Annotated in this window: 23 protein-coding genes; 14 read left to right on the forward strand and 9 right to left on the reverse strand. The window is 54.3% G+C overall.

Annotation, left to right across the window (positions count from 1 at the left end):
• The 5 genes from ABJD00_RS17450 to ABJD00_RS17470 form a co-directional block, all read left to right on the forward strand.
• Positions 1–389, forward strand: a 389-nt coding sequence (locus tag ABJD00_RS17450; protein ID WP_413859307.1) for a cyclic nucleotide-binding/CBS domain-containing protein, incomplete at its 5' end; no start/stop codon positions are given.
• A gap of 382 nt (positions 390–771) precedes the next feature.
• Positions 772–1,458, forward strand: a complete 687-nt coding sequence (locus tag ABJD00_RS17455; RefSeq protein WP_413849896.1) for a carbonic anhydrase — start codon at positions 772–774, stop codon at positions 1,456–1,458.
• Positions 1,459–1,643: 185 nt separating this feature from the next.
• Positions 1,644–1,901 carry a hypothetical protein gene (locus tag ABJD00_RS17460; RefSeq protein ID WP_348190455.1) on the forward strand — a complete coding sequence of 86 codons (258 nt, stop codon included), beginning with the start codon at positions 1,644–1,646 and terminating at the stop codon, positions 1,899–1,901.
• Positions 1,898–2,155, forward strand: a complete 258-nt coding sequence (locus ABJD00_RS17465) for a YdcH family protein (protein ID WP_348190452.1) — start codon at positions 1,898–1,900, stop codon at positions 2,153–2,155. The genes ABJD00_RS17460 and ABJD00_RS17465 overlap by 4 nt, the downstream gene beginning before the upstream one ends.
• A gap of 193 nt (positions 2,156–2,348) precedes the next feature.
• On the forward strand, positions 2,349–3,305 hold the full coding sequence (locus tag ABJD00_RS17470) for an NAD(P)-dependent oxidoreductase (protein ID WP_348190449.1): 957 nt from the start codon (positions 2,349–2,351) through the stop codon (positions 3,303–3,305).
• Positions 3,306–3,735: 430 nt separating this feature from the next.
• Here the strand turns inward: ABJD00_RS17470 and ABJD00_RS17475 are convergent, their stop codons facing one another.
• From ABJD00_RS17475 to repA, 5 genes are all read right to left on the reverse strand, one after another.
• Entirely contained in the window at positions 3,736–4,314 is a 579-nt protein-coding gene (locus ABJD00_RS17475) for a PIN domain-containing protein (protein ID WP_348190446.1), read from the reverse strand.
• The gene (locus ABJD00_RS17480) at positions 4,311–4,775 is read right to left on the reverse strand and encodes a helix-turn-helix domain-containing protein (protein WP_348190443.1); all 465 of its coding nucleotides are present in this window, start codon (positions 4,773–4,775) and stop codon (positions 4,311–4,313) included. Before ABJD00_RS17480 ends, ABJD00_RS17475 begins: the two co-directional genes overlap by 4 nt.
• Positions 4,776–4,877: 102 nt before the next feature.
• Complete coding sequence (gene repC / locus ABJD00_RS17485) at positions 4,878–6,176, reverse strand: plasmid replication protein RepC (RefSeq protein WP_348190440.1); 1,299 nt, start codon at positions 6,174–6,176, stop codon at positions 4,878–4,880.
• Positions 6,177–6,340: 164 nt separating this feature from the next.
• Positions 6,341–7,336 (reverse strand): plasmid partitioning protein RepB, encoded by a 996-nt coding sequence (gene repB, locus ABJD00_RS17490; protein ID WP_413849900.1) that lies wholly within the window; start codon positions 7,334–7,336, stop codon positions 6,341–6,343.
• Between the two features lie 72 nt (positions 7,337–7,408).
• On the reverse strand, positions 7,409–8,626 hold the full coding sequence (repA, locus tag ABJD00_RS17495) for a plasmid partitioning protein RepA (protein ID WP_348190506.1): 1,218 nt from the start codon (positions 8,624–8,626) through the stop codon (positions 7,409–7,411).
• A 911-nt stretch (positions 8,627–9,537) separates the two neighbouring features.
• On the opposite strand from repA, the gene ABJD00_RS17500 reads away from it, so the two are divergent.
• The 5 genes from ABJD00_RS17500 (at position 9,538) to ABJD00_RS17520 (ending at position 12,126) form a co-directional block, all read left to right on the forward strand.
• A complete protein-coding gene (locus ABJD00_RS17500) occupies positions 9,538–9,852 on the forward strand; it encodes a hypothetical protein (RefSeq protein ID WP_348155062.1) in 315 nt (104 codons plus the stop codon).
• 95 nt (positions 9,853–9,947) lie between these two features.
• A complete protein-coding gene (locus ABJD00_RS17505) occupies positions 9,948–10,442 on the forward strand; it encodes a DUF411 domain-containing protein (protein WP_348155064.1) in 495 nt (164 codons plus the stop codon).
• Positions 10,439–10,897 carry a cytochrome c gene (locus ABJD00_RS17510; protein ID WP_348155067.1) on the forward strand — a complete coding sequence of 153 codons (459 nt, stop codon included), beginning with the start codon at positions 10,439–10,441 and terminating at the stop codon, positions 10,895–10,897. The genes ABJD00_RS17505 and ABJD00_RS17510 overlap by 4 nt, the downstream gene beginning before the upstream one ends.
• 2 nt (positions 10,898–10,899) lie before the next feature.
• Positions 10,900–11,244, forward strand: coding sequence for a copper resistance CopC family protein (locus ABJD00_RS17515; RefSeq protein ID WP_348155069.1), 345 nt, complete (start codon positions 10,900–10,902; stop codon positions 11,242–11,244).
• A 3-nt stretch (positions 11,245–11,247) separates the two neighbouring features.
• On the forward strand, positions 11,248–12,126 hold the full coding sequence (locus ABJD00_RS17520; RefSeq protein ID WP_348190501.1) for a copper resistance D family protein: 879 nt from the start codon (positions 11,248–11,250) through the stop codon (positions 12,124–12,126).
• Positions 12,127–12,279: 153 nt separating this feature from the next.
• Here the strand turns inward: ABJD00_RS17520 and ABJD00_RS17525 are convergent, their stop codons facing one another.
• The gene (locus tag ABJD00_RS17525) at positions 12,280–12,696 is read right to left on the reverse strand and encodes a hypothetical protein (RefSeq protein ID WP_348190499.1); all 417 of its coding nucleotides are present in this window, start codon (positions 12,694–12,696) and stop codon (positions 12,280–12,282) included.
• A 14-nt stretch (positions 12,697–12,710) separates the two neighbouring features.
• Complete coding sequence (locus ABJD00_RS17530) at positions 12,711–13,457, reverse strand: MauE/DoxX family redox-associated membrane protein (protein WP_348190496.1); 747 nt, start codon at positions 13,455–13,457, stop codon at positions 12,711–12,713.
• A 93-nt stretch (positions 13,458–13,550) separates the two neighbouring features.
• Here ABJD00_RS17530 and cueR point away from each other — a divergent pair, with 93 nt between their 5' ends.
• Positions 13,551–13,934, forward strand: coding sequence for a Cu(I)-responsive transcriptional regulator (gene cueR / locus ABJD00_RS17535; RefSeq protein WP_348190493.1), 384 nt, complete (start codon positions 13,551–13,553; stop codon positions 13,932–13,934).
• Here the strand turns inward: cueR and ABJD00_RS17540 are convergent.
• Both ABJD00_RS17540 and ABJD00_RS17545 read right to left on the reverse strand, forming a co-directional pair.
• Positions 13,915–14,850 (reverse strand): nucleoside recognition domain-containing protein, encoded by a 936-nt coding sequence (locus ABJD00_RS17540; protein ID WP_413849906.1) that lies wholly within the window; start codon positions 14,848–14,850, stop codon positions 13,915–13,917. The genes cueR and ABJD00_RS17540 overlap by 20 nt on opposite strands.
• Before the next feature lie 140 nt (positions 14,851–14,990).
• Positions 14,991–15,893: a LysR substrate-binding domain-containing protein gene (locus tag ABJD00_RS17545; protein WP_413853736.1), complete on the reverse strand. Its 903-nt coding sequence runs from the start codon at positions 15,891–15,893 to the stop codon at positions 14,991–14,993.
• Between the two features lie 96 nt (positions 15,894–15,989).
• Between ABJD00_RS17545 and ABJD00_RS17550 the strand changes: the two genes are divergently transcribed.
• The 3 genes from ABJD00_RS17550 to ABJD00_RS17560 are packed head-to-tail and all read left to right on the forward strand — an operon-like array spanning position 15,990 to position 18,525.
• Positions 15,990–16,838: a MaoC family dehydratase N-terminal domain-containing protein gene (locus ABJD00_RS17550; RefSeq protein WP_348190487.1), complete on the forward strand. Its 849-nt coding sequence runs from the start codon at positions 15,990–15,992 to the stop codon at positions 16,836–16,838.
• An 8-nt stretch (positions 16,839–16,846) separates the two neighbouring features.
• Complete coding sequence (locus ABJD00_RS17555; protein WP_348190485.1) at positions 16,847–17,998, forward strand: acyl-CoA dehydrogenase family protein; 1,152 nt, start codon at positions 16,847–16,849, stop codon at positions 17,996–17,998.
• Entirely contained in the window at positions 17,998–18,525 is a 528-nt protein-coding gene (locus ABJD00_RS17560) for a CaiB/BaiF CoA transferase family protein (RefSeq protein ID WP_413849911.1), read from the forward strand. Before ABJD00_RS17555 ends, ABJD00_RS17560 begins: the two co-directional genes overlap by 1 nt.
• Positions 18,526–18,558: the final 33 nt, after the last annotated feature.

The raw sequence follows: 18,558 nt of genomic DNA on the forward strand, positions 1-18,558 counted from the left end.
AACCAGAAGAAAGCCTCCACGATTTCGCAGGCCGTTTGCTGGATCATAAGATGTTTGGGGCGATTGTTCGCAACCAGATTGGCGAAGTCGTTGGAGTAATTACCGAACACGACATGGTGCGCGAGGCATTCCAAAAAAAGGCACATCTCTATGACATCACAGTCGCTGACGCGATGACTGAGCACGTCATCACATGTGATGATTCAACGGATCTTGCTGAAGCTTTGGCATTGATGGGCAAGCACCGGATCCGCCACTTGGTCGTTCAGGACGGAACGAAGGTTCTCGGCTTCGTGTCCATCAAGGATATCCTCGAAAAGATCCATGCAGACGAGCAGCTCGAGATTTCGGTGCTGCGTGACATGGCTGGTATGCACGGCGGCGTGTGACGCGTGTTGCATGGAATGGTTTTAGAGATGCAGTACAACACACCACATACCCTCGACCGACGTCTTCATAGCTTTGACGGCGGCACTGAACCCGTCTCATTGAGTGCCATTTTGCGCAATGGCCGACAGTCCCTTGCGATCCCAACGCACGTCTCACGAAAGACAGAGCCGTCACGGTCAAAGGCATTTGCCCGTGACGGCGGTGTTTTTCGTGCCATTGGCCTCTTTGGAACTTGGCCGCGCACAATCCGGCTCAGGAAAAAACTGGCGCAGATAGCGCCTTTCAAAACTCTCAAGACTAAGGAACAAGAAGATGCAACGAAGACAAGTACTCAGAGTATTGGCGGCCTGCCCCGTATGTGCCGCCGTAGCCCAACGCGCTATGGCAGGTACAGGCCATGAATGGGGCTATGATGGTGAAGCCGGTCCAGCAAACTGGTCGGAGTTGTCAGACGACTATCATGTATGTGGTGCAGGGCGGCAGCAATCGCCGATCAACTTGACAGACGCGACTCGAGCAAACGTCGACAGGGTCACCACCCGTTGGAGCGCGGTAAGTGATTTTGAGGTCGTCAACAACGGCCACACTCTGCAAGCCAACATGCCGGAGGGCAGTATTTCACTGGTCAACGGCAAGCGCTACGAGCTGTTACAATTCCATTTCCACCATCAGAGTGAGCATACGGTCGACGGTGAGCATTACCCAATGGAAGCGCATTTTGTGCACAAGTCCGATGATGGTGTTTTGCTGGTTCTCGGGGTTTTCCTCGACGCGGGCCAAGAAAACGAAGTTCTTGCCCCGATCTGGGCCGTTGCTCCGAAGTCCAAGGGAACGGCGCGGGTGACAGCGACGATTCATCCACAGGATCTACTGCCGCAGTCCTCTGCGCATTTCACCTATGCTGGCTCCCTAACGACGCCGCCGTGCAGTGAGATTGTGACTTGGGTCGTCTACGAGGACCCGATTCCCGCTTCCGATGACCAGATCTCAGGGTTTGCTGAAGTTTTCCCGCACAACAATCGGCCAGTGCAAGCCCTCAACCGACGACAGATTCTGCAAGGCTTCTAAAGTTCCCTAACCCCCCAGCCCAGGAGACCCGGGACGTGCTTCAGTGCGTCTCGGGTCTTTGCGTCATTTGGATGCTATGGCCATGATCGGATCATCGCTGGACTTGTCTAAATGGTAAAGTTCGCGTCAAGCGCAGGACAAAGCGCGTTCCTATCTCTGTTGAATGAGCAAAGGAGGGCTGCATCATGTCCGAAAATTCGCAACTGCACCAAAGACTGGACGAGCTGAGCAACAGACTGTCCCAAACCCGAGCCCATCTCGAAGAGAAGAAGCTCTGGAACTCCGGTCATCATTTGACCGCTGGTCAGCTGGAGGCACGCTATGTGTTCCTCAAGAAACAGATTGACCATGAAGCCCAAGACGCCGAGGCCCATGGTCGCCATGTCAGCGACCTAGAGCGCTCTGTCAGGGAATGGATTGGTGGTTTGGAGATCGAAGGATGACCCATATCGCTCATGGGCTGGCAGAAGAGTTCCCAGAGTACAAAGACTGTCTTCATGATCTCAAGCTGAGTGATGTTCGCTTTTGCCAGTTGGCGGAGAGCTACAATTATCTGAACAAATCCATACAAAGAGCGGAGGCCGGACTCGATCCCCTCGATGAAGGCAAGCTGTCTGAAATGCTGAAGGAGCGTGTGCATCTAAAAGACGAGATTTTCCGCAAGTTGAAGATCCGTAGGACTGAGACCTCCGACTAGGATGGGTAAAGATGGCGCTGATTTTCATTCTGCTGTAGGTGCCCGCTGTTAGACCATTTGCAGAATGCTTCGTTAGGCGAACCCTTTGCAAGGTTGCCCACGCGAAAGCCGAACGGGGCGTTCTCATTTCAGAATGCCAGTTTTCATCCAATGCGATGCTACTCCTTGACCAAAGCAAGGAAGGGAGAGCCACATGCGATTTGGATTTGTGGGCTTGGGCCAGATGGGGGCGCCGATGGTAGCCAACCTCGCTGGCGCAAACGATGTAAAGGTCTTTGATTTTAGCGAAGATGCCATGAACGCCGCCGTTGAGGCAGGCGCGTCCAAAGCTGAGAGTGCAGCCGCCTTTGCGGATGTTGAGGTTCTGATCACCTGCTTGCCAAGCGGTGGCATTGTGGAACGGTCTTTGTTCGATCCTGAAACCGGCATCGCCCAGCATCTCACGGCAGGCACAATTGTCGTTGATACGTCCACGATCGAGTACGGCTTGACGCTGAGCATTGGCGAGCGCTTGGAAGCGCTTGGGCTGACATTCCTTGATGCGCCTGTGTCGGGCATGTGGAAGCGTGCGCAAGAAGGCACGTTAACGATGATGATCGGCGGGGATGGCCAGATCGTCGAAAAGCTGACGCCCGCCCTTTCAACTATGGCCAACCGTATTCTCCACACTGGCGCAGTTGGCTCGGGTCAGCTCACTAAGCTCATCAACCAGCTTCTCTTCGACATCAACGTGGCCGCGCTCGCTGAGATCCTGCCGATGGCAGTGAAGCTGGGTCTTGATCCAGAGAACACAGCTGAGGTGGTGAACTCAGGAACTGGGCGGAGCTACGCGTCTGAATATTTCATTCCGCAGATTCTCGAAGGCACCTTCGACACCGGCTACCCGCTGCAGTCCGCATACAAGGACCTGATCAGCGGCGCGGAAATCTCTGCCCGCTACCAAATTCCAGCCCCTGTCTTGGCGGCTGCAGCATTCTTCGTGACCAAGACTTTTACAGTGACCCGCCAAGTTCCAAGGTCGAATGATGCTGGATGTTCAGTTCGCGCTTTATCGGCGTTATCGGCCACCATTATTGGCCAGACATCATCCTCAGCAGACCAACGAATGGCCGTGACACCATCGTGTACGCCAGCCTGGAGCCGCGCATAGCAGGCATTGCTTATCAAAATTGGGTGCTGCTTCCAGTCGTACCTTTGAATGTCACTGACAAGGTGAGCCGACGGAACCGTCTGCTTCTCCCCTTTGCCCAACGGGTTCTCCTGATCCAAGAGATTGTAAGCGCTCAGCAAGACATCTGCACCGGTCGCATCGGGATCCCAATTATCTGGGCGAAGCTCCAAACAGAGCGTGCCACCTGCTCCATATTGATGGTCGCTCCACCTTACATCTGGATCTTGCGGAACAACCCAAGCGGGGACCCAGGGAAACCGATCGGGATATAGCAGTCGGACAGGATAGACGGTGGTTGCATAGCTGTGCTCCACGTATGAATGTCCGCTGTTTCCAGCAGCCAGCAAGAATATCGTAAACGCAGCGAATGACCGGAATCCGCCCCTCCTTTCGATAACACGTCAGTCCTTCAAATATACTCGACGTCCGCCCGCGCGGCGGCGGCCAGCTTTGAAAGTCCACTCCTCGTCAAATCCAGCAAGAACTCCGCAGAAGTCATCGAGGGGTTATCATATCGCAAACGAACTTTTCTGAGCGCTCGTGCAGCGGCTGCCGGAAATAGATCGTAGGTGTTGGAAAGGAAATCATCGGCGCTGAGTGTCTCAACCCCATGCTCTTCGATCGCATCAACCGGAAAGTCTTTGTGGTTTTCTGTAACGATTACCTGAGCTGAACATCTGATCGCTGCTGCCAAGACATGACGATCATCCACGTCTGGCAGTACAAGGCCATCGATCAACGGCTGATACCCAGACACAAAACACTCTTCAAAATGATCCCTGATCGCCGCTTCCTGCGCACGTACACTCGCCTCCAAATGGGGCTTGAGGCGAACGAGGTTCCGGGTCCATTCATCCAGAATTTCGTCTGTTATTCTCGCCCTGAATAATCCGTCCTGTGCGAAAGTCAGCAACACATCCCGAACGCGAAACGGGAACAGAACATTGGCATCAAGAACCACCACGAACGGGTTGGCGACAAAGCTCATCCCCGATCAAATTCCTGACCAAGCCGCGCCAGGTCCTGCATCGCCTGCTCTTGCCGCCGCGCTTTCTGTTCGCGGTAGTCCATGAGAGACGCCAACGGCACACGGCGATGCTTGCCAACCTCTTCGAACTTCATCTGCCCTTCCTTGAGCAGCTTCGTCAGATGCGGCCGAGACACATTCAACATGTCTGCAGCTTCCTGGGTGGTCAGCATTGTGCCGACGGGCACCAATGTCACCATGTTCCCGTTACTCACATGACCTAGAAGTTCAATAATGATCTCACCGACGGCAGGCGCAATCTTTACTGGATCACCGTTCTCGCCGGAAACCTTCAGGCCACCGTCCAGCTCCATTGCAACCGCGATAGCCGTGGCAGCATGCGCAGCGCTATCGATTTCTTCCCGAGTAGGGAGACGATCCATCAAACCGCTATGATCGTGTTTTGTCGCTAGGTCCGTCATTTTTTCACTCCTGTTCCCTCAGTAGATGCACATTGAAGCTCCATTCATCAAGTGGAATAAACGAAATATGTGAAATAACCGTAACACTCATGGCAGTCCACATCATGCCCCTGCCCCACTCAGCCTGCCATAGAAGCTTCGATCCAGATGCAATTCGCCGAGTTGTGCTTTCTCAATCAAACCTCGCAAGTAGCCGCCAGGTGATTTGACCTCACCATCGGATGATTTGTCGAGGATGAGAGCAATAGATGCAGCGGCTTGCGCTGGTCCCAAGACCTTGTTGGCGGCATTCCAGGCATCCTCTGAAATCCCGACCATGGGCCTAAGCGTCGTAGCAGCGCGATGCACATCAGCCCAGTCTTTCATATACCCTTGGGTTCCACGCGCCATATCTGCAAAATGCGGACAGGACGCCATCAGCATCGGTACATCAATGTCCGAGCTGCGTGTGTTGGTATGCGTACTCCAACTGATATCAAGATCCACTTCGTCTTGCCTTTCAACAGGCTCAACCATCGGCTCCTTTCGCACCACGCCGACCGCGTGCTTTGTTTCAAAGCGATTACTTGTTACAGGATTAGGTTCATTTGTAGTTAGTATGTGGGTCTCACTATCGAGACTCGTGGGTATCATATTTCTAGCTTTTTGTGATTTATCCTTTGCCGCTGAAGCTTGCACGACATCAGCTTCAGCGGGCCAATCAAATGCTGCCTCAAAAGAACGCTCCACCAAAGCAAGTAGAGATTTGATGCGGTCTAGGTAGCTCTCAAGCCTCCCTGCCCTCTCTGAGCGCCCAGGAAGGCCCTCGAGAAGCACTTTGAACGCTTCCTGAAGGTTTGCCCACGGGCCACGCAGGCCTGTGCTGAGCGCTTTCTCAATCTTTGCGCGGATCATGCGGCGTGTTACAGTGATTGCATTACGTAGGGTCGTGCACTGCGCCCTCTCGGCCTGCAACTGCGCGTAGAGCGCCTCAAACTCCTCAGTACGAGCCGCCATGGGCGCCAGATCGAAGCCATAAGCCTCAACAATCACACCGTCCTCATCTCGCCGCCCCCAGCGTTTGCCGTTGGGGCTATCTTTCATCGAAATGACGCCCACCTGACAAAGCCTGCGCACGTGGCGGCGCAGGGTCGCCAAGGAAAACCCGGTTTGTTCCATCAGAAAATGGTTCGACGCCCAGACAATAGGCCGCCTGCTCTGCTCCCAGTCCTGCGGTTGCGTGACCGCCCCGAAGGTATCGAGCAACAGCAGGTCTTGGGATTTCAAGCCAATGGCCGCCGCGACCTTCTTTGTCGCAACGATCGCCCGGGTTTTGGGAATAAATAACTGTTCGCCGACATCTGCAAACCGCTCGGCTTGTAGAAGTTCTGGCGTCGGCTTGCGCCAACCGCTCTGTGTCATGCCTGTATTTCACCTCCGTGGTTTGTGGAGGCAAAAGAATCCCATTCGCCTAATCGACGTTCTTTCGTTGACAGTGATTCGCGGGAGCGGTATCCAGTAGGTGTCTAATCAATCGGATCAGCTCTCGGGCCGTTTTGGCTTGGGGGCTTTTCTTTTGCCTCAGGTCATGGTGTCGATGTCTCCTCAGATTGAGCGAGATAATCCGCATAAAGCTGATCTAGGTTCTCTGAGAGATACTCTCCAAACCCTGCGGAATCCTTGGATGTCAGCGAGATGCTAAAAGCCCGGCCGGATTTACCAATAACGCCCTTGATCCGACCTTCACCGGCCGTCCAGGTGCGCTTGGCGGGTCCAGCCTTGGCTGAGCGCTTTTTGGGCACCCTGCCCGCCTCAGTCACCTTGCTGTACAAGATTTCAAACTTCGTATCGCTGTCGAGTTTATCAAAGCCGTCAGTTGCCAAAACGCGGTCTGCCACTTTGACGTTGGCTTTTTCGGCCATGAGCTTCTTGAAATCCTCCCAGCGATCCCGGCCAATTTGCTTGGCTGGGCCGATGGCCTCGATCACATGTCCTGGCACGGTGCTTGCCACCGACAACATGCGTGACAGAAGTGTTCCATCAATCGTCAGCGCTTGCTGAACGATATCCTTGCCCTGCCCGCGATCGCGCAAATTTTTGGCGAACTGCGCCTTCTCGATGAACGACAGATCCGCCCGCGCGGTGTTTTCCTGCCCCTGCGCCAAAACATGCGCAACATCGTCCATATCCTTGACCACCGCGCGGACAGGACGATCCAACGCACGCGCAACGCGCACACGGCGATGACCGAAAACGATCATATAACGGCCAGACGCATCTGGATGGGGCCGCAGTAAAACAGGCGTGTCTTGGCCACTAGCCGAGATGGAACTCTTGAGCTCATTGAAAGCATCGTCATCACCGCTTAAACGGTCATTGACGAAAGACGCGTCGATCAGGCTCGTGTCGATGTCGACAATGGTTTCGCCCTCAAGCAAACGCTTGGAGTTTTCCGCAAGACTGTCGATGGACACTTTCATCGACTTCGACGCACCGCGCATCGCATAGCTTGAGCGCTCGGCACCGGGCTTACTCTGAGCGGAATTGCCCATCACGGATTTCAACAGATCTTTTCTAGCCATGTTGCCCTCCCAAAACTTCGCACATTTTGCGATTTGCACGGCTGTCAAAACCAATCTGCACGGCTGTCAAAATCATGGCAGATCGCGCCCCCATGCTTGATGTACAAGATCAACGATTTCGTCGTTCACGGCGTTCAAAGACGTGATCGCACGATCATAGGTCGAGCGCACAAACTGCGCGCGTTCGACTTCGTAGAGTGTTTGCTTGGTAATACCGGCATCAGAAATCGCGGTGGACTTCACCATCTGGGCACCGAGCATTTGATCGGGAAACATGGCCTGTAGAAATCCAACCATTTGCTTTTGAGGTCCATCAGTGGGTTCAAACCGTGTGACGAGATATCGAAACCACTTCAGTTTCATCTCAGCACCTGCTTCGCGGATCGTCTGAAGAATGCCGCCAAGCATCAGGAGGAACTGGCTCATGGACATCACATCCAGCATTTGAGGATGCACAGTCACCAGAACAGAAGAGGACGCTGTTAGTGCGGTTAGGGTCAAATATCCAAGTTGAGGAGGGCAGTCGATTACAACCACATCATAGCGATCATCGACCTCTTCGAGAGCCTTTGAAATGCGTGTGAAGAAGGCACGCCCTTCGGAGGGATCACGGCTCGTCAGTGCGACAGGCGTGTCATACTCATACTCTTGCAGATCGAGGCTTGCTGGAACGATATCGAGGTTGGCGAAATTCGTTGGCTGAATGACCGTGCTGATTGGACGGCGCTCATCGTCGTATCGCAGTGTCTCATAAAGCGACGAAACAGAGTCTAATTCAGGCTGAATGCCATGGAGAGCGGTCAGTGAAGCTTGCGGGTCAAGGTCGATTGCCAAGACGCGATGCCCTTTGAGGGCGAGGTGCTGGGCAAGGTGCGAAGCCGTCGTCGTTTTACCCGAACCGCCTTTGAAATTGACGACCGATATCACATGAAGTTCATCGCCTTCCGTCCGACCGGGCAGATAGCGACGCTTGCCAGGACGCCCATTAGCATCCAAGTAAGCACGAAGCTCAAGCATTTGCTGTGCGGAATAAGACCGTCGACCCGAGGACGAAGTCTCTGGCTCAGGACCTTTGCCCTCGAGGTGCAGTTTCTTGATAGTTGATTGCGTTACACCGAGGAAATAGGCAACCTCCGCCAAAGAAAACTGGCGTAGACCCTTTTGGGCGTTGGGTGGATATTGCTCCTGACGCAAGATATTGAGGCGATCAGAGATCAACTCTCCCTGTTGGAGGATGATCTCATCGAAGGGAATGCTCCCGTCACTACCTTGGAATGGTCCTGAAGCCATCCTGTGTCCTCTTCTAATATCGCTTTTTGCGCGATTTATCTCGTTAAACTGTGACTTAACGCGGAAATGAGTTATCCACAACGATTTTCTGTCATAGCTTCGACGAGCGGAGTTGGCAGAGTAAGTTTGATTGGGTCACTATGGAAGGTGGGTTGTGCTTGAAGCGCCACCAAATCTGGCATCTGGAACTTGACGGAGAACGTCACGATGTGGAAAGTTCGAGCAGGAAAATTCTCGCAACTATCTGTAAAATATATTATTTTTACAATGTGCACGGCTGTCAAATTTACTAGGCAGCATGTGTTGTAGCTGACAGTTCTGGTCAACAACAAGCAATTCCAAGCCAATCGGAAGTTCTAGGAGTCTCGAGTAGAGTTCTCAGATACTGTTTCTATGGCCCCTAGCACTACCCATCAGCTTGATGCGAAAGTCATTTCTAGGCCAAAGAATCGATCACCCGATTCTCAGGCCTTGGGCAGTGGGACAGGGGAGGGCAATAGCTCCCCGTTTCCTACGCGCGATGCCATACATGTCTTCGTACTAACCTGACGTCAAACGCGCGCCTTGGTCGGCGCCGCAAATGAACCAAGCACCCATGCGCCTGCTCGGCCTTTCGTTCCCACAGATCCACAGGATGTCCAAGAGTACCGAGATCAGATTGGTCGCGACTTCGAGGCATATATTGCGGACATCCAGAGTTACTTTCGTTGCCTGGAAGAAGAACGTGCGCGCGCCTTTGAAGAGGCCCGCGAAGTGAGTGAGGAATACGGGCGGTTCTTACAGATCACGGGTGAGTAAGCTGCACATTGATACGGACGGATTGTGGCGGCCATGAACCTATTGCTCGTGCGTCGTCAGAACACGGGTTTCGTCACTTGAAAAACCCTATTTGGCTCGGGTAGTTACAGGGTATGGCTGTTCTCCGTCTGGTATTGATCGCCTTTCTGGTGGTCTCAGCGTCGCTCTCAAGCGCGATGGACCTCAGCCATGCTATGACATCTGATGCAGTTCACAGTGCCATGGACCACGACTCGGCAGACATGCCGGAGTGCTGTGACGAAGGCGTGGAAAGAGGGCACAACTGCCACGTCCTGCAAGCCGTTCCAGACGCGTCACTGGTGTCAATCACAACCAATGGTTTTGCGAAAGCACCCTTGTCCTTTGATGACCTCTTGCTTGCTGGTATCGAACCAACCGGACTTCTCGATCCCCCGCGTTTGGTGTGACTGACGCTGCGCCCTGTCGCGCAGCATCCCAATTCAACATCACACCATCAACGGGCTTTGGCCCGTGCGCAATTTATCAATCGAGAGGAAGTCTCATGAAACCGTTCACCATTTCTCTGACGGCAACGCCAGCAATCGCACTTACATTGGCATTTGCGGGGTTCGGAAGCCCGAATGCGGCTCACGCAGGTAGCCATATTGCTGCAGCTGAACACGGTGCCATGCATGTCACCAAAAGCGCAACGTGCGGCTGCTGTGGGGCCTGGGTCGCCCTAGCGCGTCAGGAAGGTTATAACGTCGAAGTCACCGATACCGCCGACGTTACAAGCGTCAAGCTTGACGCAGATATCCCAGGCAATCTTTGGGCTTGTCACACGGCAACAATCGACGGCTATGTTGTCGAGGGCCACATGCCCTTCGCGGCGCTTGAAAAGCTGCTGGCAGAGCGGCCAAATGTTGCTGGAATTTCCGTCCCTGATATGCCGTTTGGTTCACCGGGCATGGGCGAAGATCCAGTGGCGGAATATCAAGTCATTGCGTTCGGAGGCACAGCGGGCGCAGGCGAGGTGTTCTTTGAGGTCGGGCAGTGACGCGCGTCCTTTGGATCGCTATCGCAGGGGTGGCTCTTGTCGGAGCAGCCCTTATCTCAACGGGCAAACTCGGAGCGGAAGACAGTGGGAGTATTCTCAGTCCCTATGATTCAGCTATCGTAGACCGCGGTGCCGCTGTTTATCAGGCGAACTGTGCTTCGTGCCATGAGATAAACATTGAAGGGCAGGCCAACTGGCGCCAGCGTGATGCAGACGGAAGGTTGCCAGCTCCGCCACACGATGCGTCAGGTCATACTTGGCACCATGACGGCGAGACGCTTTTCCAACTCACGAAGTACGGGGTTGGAGCGCTGATCAACGATCCAGAATATGCCTCGAACATGCCAATCTATGAAGGCGTGCTGAGCGATGACGAGATCATCGCGGTCCTCAGCTTCATTAAATCAACCTGGCCGGAGGAAATCCGGGCCCGTCACGACGAAATGGAAAATTGACCATGAAAACTATCATACTCGCAGGATGCGTCGGCGTCTTACTGGCAACCAATGCTTGGGCACATTCAAGCGTCGAAAAGTCCACACCGGCGAATGGGGCTACTGTCGCTTCAGTCGAGGCTGTCGAATTGCGCTTTGATGATCCCATGCGCGTTACAGCAATCTCGATGACGGGACCGGATGGTCAGGTAGAGTTTGAGCGCGAAACTGGTATGGATGCGGTGACCGAGTTTCGAGCATTGCCACCGAATGTTCTCCCATCAGGAAACTACTCAGTGGATTGGCGCGGGCTTTCTGAGGATGGGCATCCGATGCAAGGCACGTTCACATTTACAGTGTCTGATTGATCCTTGGACGGTCTTGCACCCATCGACGCCTGGGCCGTCGCAGCCATAGTGGCCAAGGCAGCCGGATACGGCGTTGCGTTGTTGGCGATGGGAGGGCCGCTGTTCTCGGCTGTGCTGCCTAATGCCGAACCAAGCGTTCATCGACTCGCGCGCCAAATCGCGACCACCGCCGCAATTGTTGCAATCGCTATCCTGGCAATCCGGTTCGGAATCCGAGCCGGCCGTATTTCAGGAATGGGACTGCCGGGGGCCGTTGATCCAACAATGCTGGGTATTGATTGGAACAGTCCGCTTGGCACTTCTGCCATCTGGCAAACCGTTGGCATGATGCTCGTGTTGGGAATGCGCATACGGGGTGCAACCGGAGTTTTCTTGGGCCTCGCTGGGGCGGTTCTTATCGCTGTTTCTTTGACCTTTGTTGGCCATTCTTTGGGTAGCCCACGATGGGTACTTGCGAGCTTCCTTGTGATACATCTGCTGTGTGCGGGATTTTGGGTTGCCGCCTTGGCACCGCTTTATCTCGCCGCATCCCAATCCGAGGGAGCGTTGCTACTCCACCGGTTTGGGGTCATTGCGAGCGGCGCCGTCGCATTGCTGTTAGCTGCCGGGGTTGGCTTTGTTTGGCAGGTGAGCGGCTCGATATCAACGCTTTTCTCGACCGCTTACGGTACTGTATTGGTTGCCAAATTGGCTGCGGTGTCCGGTTTGATGATGCTAGCGGCTTTCAACAAATGGCGGTTTGTTCCAGCGCTTGCAGACCGGGACTCCGCCGCAGTTGAGCATCTTAGGGCATCTATTCGGCTTGAAGGCCTCGCAGTCGTCCTGATCCTAATATTGACGGCAACGCTGACGTCTGTAACGACGCCACCGGCAAACCTTTGAGTTCTTCGCCGTCCGCAGCCTTATCAAATCAAATTGGTCGGAATACACCGGAGCCCGTCATGACGATAAGGAAAATCGAGAATGGGATGCATTGCCCTCTGAGGGTGCATGATTAACGAACAACCGCGGAGCACGCCAATGTCGGCGTTTCATTCAGAATGACCATACTGCCCACAGCCCGAGCCCGACAGCTACATCAACGACTACACAGGCGGGAATGTACCAAGTCGGAATCGTCACTTTAAAGAGGGGACTGTGATGCAGAAGATCCCAAATGGCATGCGCGAGGTAGCCAAAGGGCAATAACCACGGATTTGTCAGCAATGCCCATGTCGCAAACCCCACAAAAAGACAGGCGACACCCCCTTCGAGAAAGATAGCGGACCATCGCCCATCCAGTGTTGCGAAACCGAAGTAGACCCCCGCGATCATGCAAAGCAATGCTGCAGCCAGCACTTCGGATGCGTTGGTGGGAAGGAGCAAGTGCACGAGCAACGAAAGCAGTGCGACAATGCTCCAAGCCGGGGGGCGAGTTGGATCGAAAATTAAACGTGCTCTGAGAAATTTCATCCGAAGGGTCCGCTTCAAAGGCCGCTCAACATCCAGATGGCCATTCCGACCATCATCAGGTTTTCGGTCAAACTCACAAAGCCGAGGGGAACGCGGCTGTCGCCGACACAGGCGCATTTCAGCTCGCGTTTGTCGATATAGACGGCTTTGAAAACGCTGATTGAACCAATACCTGCAACGATGAGAGCCGCAGGCGCTGCGATCCAAGTAAAGATGCCCACGAGCATCAAAAGACCGGCGCCGGTCTCAACGAATGGGTAGATATAGCCGTAGCGGATCCACCGTTGGGCCAAGAGGTCATAGTTGAGAAACATCGTGGCGAATTTTTCGATATCTTGAAGCTTTTGCTGGCCCAGCAAAACCATCGCGATGGCAATGAAAGTACCAACTGTTTGCCCCTGGAATAGGGTTTCCGAGGTGAGCCATGTCACAGCAACAGCCAAAAGCGCCGCAATGGTAAAGAGAGTGATGACAGGTTGATAGGTAACAGCATCGCCAGCAGGGGCCGACTTTCCAAAATAGGCGCTGAGGTCGTCAAACCCTCCGATACGCTCGCCATCAATGAAGGTTTGCGGAGTGGTTTGAACGCCATTTTCTGCCTTGAATGCATCTACTTCGGCGCGGTTTGTGAGATGCCGGTCATCAACTTCGTATCCCTGGCGCTCCAGAAGATCTTTCGACTTCAGACCGTAAGGGCACATGTGATCGGTCATGACCATCCGGTAGAGCGTTGCGGTTTGTGTTTGGGTGTCCTTGGACATGAGGGAGGTACTTTCAGTTCAGTTTCTTCGGCTTGCCGCTGTTCAATTCATCACTTAATCTTTCCAGTAACTGGAAGGTCAAGGACAGGTGCAATGAATATTTCAGGAGCCGCGAAAGCATCCGGATTGCCAGTCAAGACTGTCCGGTATTATGCAGATATCGGCCTCGTGCAGGCGCCATCCCGGACGCAATCTGGGTATCGTTCCTACGATAGTGCCACGGTCCGAAAGCTGACTTTTGTGCGCCGCTCGCGGGACTTTGGATTCTCGATTGATGAGTGCAAAGATCTGCTCGATCTCTATCAGGACCAAGACAGGACCAGTGCGGAAGTGAAGCGCATCGCCTCCCGCCGATTGGGCGAGATCGAAGAAAAGCAACGAGAGCTTCAGCGCCTACATGATGAGCTGGAGTATCTGGTGAAGGCCTGTAATGGTGATCATAGACCGGATTGTCCAATTATGGATTATCTTGGCTGATCAGCTTGGCGCTGGAGCCGTAACGATCCAAGAAAAGCAATAGCTTTCCAACAATCGCCGTGGCGATAGTCGCGAAGACGATCCTGCCGACAAAGACACTGGTGAAATCCGCGCCCAGTGCCAAAACGAGTATTGTGTCTTCGATCATGCCATGGGCGAACCCCATGAAGACGCAGGCAAGGAAGACCTGGCGGATGGGGATGGTCCCGCTTTTGGCTTCACTTAGAAGAAGCCCTGCACCATATGAAATACCGAGCAGCAGCCCTACGATTGTGAAGTGTCTGGCGTCCTTTGCAATCCCGGCGGCTCCCAGGATCGGGCTCAAGATCTTTGCGAGACCATCCATGAGCCCGGTTGTTTTCATGACCTCAACGACAATGGTCAAAGAGAGCAACAGCGCAAACATCCATGCCATGGCCTCGGCCAGTTTTGCCAAGAAGACACCCCAAGTAGGCATGTCCACACCTGCTACGAAGGTCACTGTCGGCGCGTGATTCAATGATCCGGTGTAGGAAAACACTGCGTGAAGGAGTGATGCGTAGATGAGTCCACCTAGAACACGAAGAGCCGTGGTCACCAGGAAGCTCGGCCCGGCGCGTTGGATGATCTTTTGCTCGACAGGTAGCGCGTGAACGAAGAGCAAGAGCGCGCTGAACACCGTTATGTCGGCAACGGTCAGGTCAATACCGGGAAGAAGTGTGACCACCATGGCAACGCCCGCCCAAATTCCGACGACAATGCCGGTCAGCCAGGCCAATCCAAGCTCGGGGGGCAGGCCGAACCAGGCCATGATGGGAGAGAAGGCGGGGGCGATTGCTGCGATCGCACCCAATCTCACCAAACCTTCAGTAATGATGGCGACGGGCACGATAATCCGCACGAGTTCCCAATAGACGCGGATCACGTCGGTGAACATATCCCGTAGCTGACTCGCCAACTGACGCACGTGCTGGCTCCGATTTTTGAAGAAAGACTGCCGATCATAGCGACGCAACCTTGGTGATTCAGTAGAAATTCGCAATCGGACAGCGCGACCGTCTCCTTTGACGATGGCGCTTATGCTTTTTTGCCACCGGCGGCTTCGTCAATCAGCATGTCGATCAAGGCGTGGGCTGCCCCCGGCAGGGCATCGCGGCTTCTGACCAAGACGGACCGGTCACGAGACGCCCATTCATCTTTCAATGCGAGCAGAGCAATCTTCATGGTTTTTGCGTGCCGTCGGGCCGCGGATTCGGGCACGACACCGATGCCGACCCCAGCCTCGATGACCCTGCACATGGCCTCAAAGCTTCGAACCTGAACACGCAAGGTGCGGTCATAGCCTCCTCTTCGGTATTGACGGCGGAGAAAATCAAGGAGCGTGCTGCCATCATGTAATCCGATATGTTCGAACTCCAGAGTGTCAGATAGGGAAACACCAGCGCGTTTGGCGAGCGGGTGGTCTATTGGTGTTGCGAGCAGAAGTTGGTCAGTCGAGAAACGAATGCTCTCGAGGCTCGGGTCGAACCCATCCCCGGAGACAATGCCAAGATCAGCTGTGCCATCGAGCACGGAGCGCACGATGTCATGCGTGAGCCTTTCTTGCAGATCGACGGTGACACCGGGACGTTCGGCAAGGAAGGCTGCGAGGATTTCCGGCAAGAACTCGGTGACAGCGGTGGTGTTGGCGAAGAGGCGGATGTGACCTGCCTCTGAGCTGGTCATTTCTTCTACAAGAAAATCCATCTGCCGCAAGACCAGTCTGGCCTGCCGCAAAAACAAGTCTCCTGCCGATGTCAGGCTAATCCCCCTGTTTCTCCGATGGAGAAGTTGCTGGCCGCATTCGAGTTCCAAGGACTTGATACGGGCGCTTGCTGCAGGGGGAGAAAGAAAGGAGCGTTCAGCTCCGTGCGTCAGGTTTTTGCACTCAGCAATATTAACAAACAGTCTCAGATCAATCAGCTCAACATTCATCTGCATTCACTTATCACGAACGCGGGCTTCTTGAAAAACGAATTTTCAGAATGCTGAGCCTGTGGGAGATTTGCCGAACATCACTTGAATTGCGAGGCGGTCATGGATTTGGCGCATTTGGAAAGCTGGATTGGGAAATCGGAATCCTACGTGGAGCGGATCGCGCCGTTCCCCTCGAACGCACTGGCCGCGACACTCGATCGCGATGATCCGGCTTATGGCGAGGGGACGCCTCTGCCGCCGCTTTGGCATTGGCTGCACTTTCTTCCGATCTTCAAACTGTCCGAGGCTGGGTATGATGGTCATGCCGCGCTCGGAGGCTTCCTGCCCCCGGTGCCACTCCCGCGCCGGATGTGGGCAGGAAGCCGACTGAATTTTCATGCTTCGATGCCGATTGGGCATGAGCTTCGGAAAGTCTCCACGATCAAATCGGTGAAAGCCAAATCCGGCCGATCGGGGCAACTGGTCTTCGTCACGGTCGGCCACCAGGTATTTGATGGCGACACGCTTGGTATCGATGAAGAGCATGACATCGTCTATCGCGAGGAACCGAAGGCGGATGCGCCTGCGCCAATACCACCGCAAGCACCAGGCACTACCGATTTCTCGCGTAAAATCGACCCGAATCCGGTTCTACTGTTTCGGTATTCAGCGCTGACCTTCAACGGTCACCGGATTCACTATGACCAGCCGTTTTGCGTGAACTCAGAGGGCTACAAGGGCTTGGTTGTCCATGGGCCTTTGCTTGCCACACTGCTGCTTGATCTGCTGCGCCGCGAAAAGCCGGATGCAACCGTTAAAAGCTTCGAGTTCCGTGCGGTGTCGACAATCTTTGACAACGAAACCTTCTCGGTGCACGGCGCGGCTGACAAGGATGGAGAGACCTTTCATCTCTGGGCGCGACGGCAGGATGGCGCGCTTGCCATGAACGCCAAAGCAACGATTGCTTGAGGTGTGGCATGAAATTCGATCACACAGATATCCGTGAAGCCGTTCAAGCACTGTGCGCCACCTTCCCACCTGAGTACCACAGAGAAATTGATGAACAGCGGGGCTATCCAGAAGCATTTGTAAAAGCCCTGACGGAGGCCGGTTGGCTTGCGGCCATGATCCCGGAAGAATATGGCGGCTCGGGCCTGGGCCTCACCGAGGCCAGCGTCATCATGGAAGAGATCAACAGGGCAGGGGGCAATTCCGGCGCTTGTCACGGCCAGATGTACAATATGGGTACGTTGTTGCGCCACGGCTCGGAAGAGCAAAAGCAGCGATATCTGCCCCGGATCGCCAGCGGCGAGTCGCGACTGCAATCCATGGGGGTGACAGAACCAACAACCGGGACTGATACCACCAAGATCAAAACGACCGCGGTTAAGAAGGGCGACCGCTACATTGTAAACGGCCAAAAGGTCTGGATCAGTCGTGTTCAACACTCCGATCTGATGATCCTGCTGGCACGCACTACCCCGATAGATCAGGTCAAAAAGAAGTCGCTTGGCATGTCGATCTTCATGGTGGATCTGAAAGATGGCATCGGAAACGGAATGGATGTGAAACCCATTCCCAACATGGTAAATCACGAGACCAATGAGCTTTTCTTTGACGATCTGGAAGTCCCCACTGAGAACCTAATCGGTGAAGAGGGCATGGGGTTTCGTTACATTTTGGATGGTCTCAACGCGGAACGCACTTTGATCGCGGCTGAATGTATCGGCGATGGCTACTGGTTCGTCGATAAGGTGAGCGCCTATGTCAAAGAGCGGGAGGTTTTTGGCCGACCGATTGGTCAGAACCAGGGTGTTCAGTTCCCGATTGCCGAAGCCAAGATCGAGTTGGAAGCTGCCAATCTGATGCGGTTTCGCGCCTGCCAGCTCTTTGATGCGGGCCAGCCCTGTGGGTCTGAGGCCAACATGGCCAAATATCTGGCCGCGAAAGCCAGCTGGGAAGCGGCCAATGCCTGCCTGCAATTCCACGGCGGGTTCGGCTTTGCCAATGAGTATGACGTGGAGCGCAAGTTCCGTGAAACTCGGCTGTATCAGGTCGCACCGATCTCCACCAATCTCATTTTGTCATATGTTGCCGAGCATGTTCTCGGCCTACCGAGGTCATTCTAATGCTCCCACTTGAAGGAATTACAGTCGTCAGTCTTGAACATGCGATCGCGGCTCCTTTCGCAACCCGTCAGCTTGCCGATATGGGCGCGCGCGTCATCAAGGTCGAGCGCCCGGGCGTTGGGGACTTTGCGCGCAACTACGACACGCGCGTAAACGGGATGGCGTCGCACTTCGTTTGGACAAACCGTTCCAAAGAAAGCCTGACGCTGGATGTCAAACACCCCGATGGGGCCGGCATTTTGCAAAAGCTGGTGTCGAAAGCGGATGTAGTTGTTCAAAATCTCGCACCTGGTGCTGCTGCGCGCCTTGGTCTTGGGCACGAAGACCTCTCCAAGGCGAACTCTAGCATCATCGTCTGCAACATCTCTGGGTATGGCAAAGGTGGACCAGATGAAAAGCGGAAAGCCTACGACCTCTTGATCCAGTCGGAATCGGGATTTGTGAGCACCACCGGCACGCAAGATGTTCCGAGCAAAGCAGGCATCTCAATCGCGGACATTGCGGCAGGCATGTATGCCTACATGTAGCGAATTGAGATCATCCACGTTTGGAATTGAGAT

The sequence above is a fragment of the Tateyamaria sp. genome, assembly GCF_039945315.1.
Taxonomy (GTDB): domain Bacteria; phylum Pseudomonadota; class Alphaproteobacteria; order Rhodobacterales; family Rhodobacteraceae; genus Tateyamaria.

Bases quoted from the DNA above. Each gene is read 5' to 3' on its own strand.
- ABJD00_RS17550 (WP_348190487.1), top strand. From the start codon at position 15,990: ATGGATTTGGCGCATTTGGAAAGCTGGATTGGGAAATCGGAATCCTAC.
- ABJD00_RS17515 (WP_348155069.1), top strand. From the start codon at position 10,900: ATGAAAACTATCATACTCGCAGGATGCGTCGGCGTCTTACTGGCAACC.
- ABJD00_RS17460 (WP_348190455.1), top strand. From the start codon at position 1,644: ATGTCCGAAAATTCGCAACTGCACCAAAGACTGGACGAGCTGAGCAAC.
- cueR (WP_348190493.1), top strand. From the start codon at position 13,551: ATGAATATTTCAGGAGCCGCGAAAGCATCCGGATTGCCAGTCAAGACT.
- ABJD00_RS17465 (WP_348190452.1), top strand. From the start codon at position 1,898: ATGACCCATATCGCTCATGGGCTGGCAGAAGAGTTCCCAGAGTACAAA.
- ABJD00_RS17540 (WP_413849906.1), bottom strand. From the start codon at position 14,850: ATGTTCACCGACGTGATCCGCGTCTATTGGGAACTCGTGCGGATTATC.
- ABJD00_RS17505 (WP_348155064.1), top strand. From the start codon at position 9,948: ATGAAACCGTTCACCATTTCTCTGACGGCAACGCCAGCAATCGCACTT.
- ABJD00_RS17530 (WP_348190496.1), bottom strand. From the start codon at position 13,457: ATGTCCAAGGACACCCAAACACAAACCGCAACGCTCTACCGGATGGTC.
- ABJD00_RS17455 (WP_413849896.1), top strand. From the start codon at position 772: ATGGCAGGTACAGGCCATGAATGGGGCTATGATGGTGAAGCCGGTCCA.
- ABJD00_RS17560 (WP_413849911.1), top strand. From the start codon at position 17,998: ATGCTCCCACTTGAAGGAATTACAGTCGTCAGTCTTGAACATGCGATC.
- repB (WP_413849900.1), bottom strand. From the start codon at position 7,336: ATGGCTAGAAAAGATCTGTTGAAATCCGTGATGGGCAATTCCGCTCAG.
- ABJD00_RS17545 (WP_413853736.1), bottom strand. From the start codon at position 15,893: ATGCAGATGAATGTTGAGCTGATTGATCTGAGACTGTTTGTTAATATT.
- ABJD00_RS17475 (WP_348190446.1), bottom strand. From the start codon at position 4,314: ATGAGCTTTGTCGCCAACCCGTTCGTGGTGGTTCTTGATGCCAATGTT.
- ABJD00_RS17525 (WP_348190499.1), bottom strand. From the start codon at position 12,696: ATGAAATTTCTCAGAGCACGTTTAATTTTCGATCCAACTCGCCCCCCG.
- ABJD00_RS17480 (WP_348190443.1), bottom strand. From the start codon at position 4,775: ATGACGGACCTAGCGACAAAACACGATCATAGCGGTTTGATGGATCGT.
- ABJD00_RS17500 (WP_348155062.1), top strand. From the start codon at position 9,538: ATGGCTGTTCTCCGTCTGGTATTGATCGCCTTTCTGGTGGTCTCAGCG.
- ABJD00_RS17555 (WP_348190485.1), top strand. From the start codon at position 16,847: ATGAAATTCGATCACACAGATATCCGTGAAGCCGTTCAAGCACTGTGC.
- repC (WP_348190440.1), bottom strand. From the start codon at position 6,176: ATGACACAGAGCGGTTGGCGCAAGCCGACGCCAGAACTTCTACAAGCC.
- repA (WP_348190506.1), bottom strand. From the start codon at position 8,626: ATGGCTTCAGGACCATTCCAAGGTAGTGACGGGAGCATTCCCTTCGAT.
- ABJD00_RS17470 (WP_348190449.1), top strand. From the start codon at position 2,349: ATGCGATTTGGATTTGTGGGCTTGGGCCAGATGGGGGCGCCGATGGTA.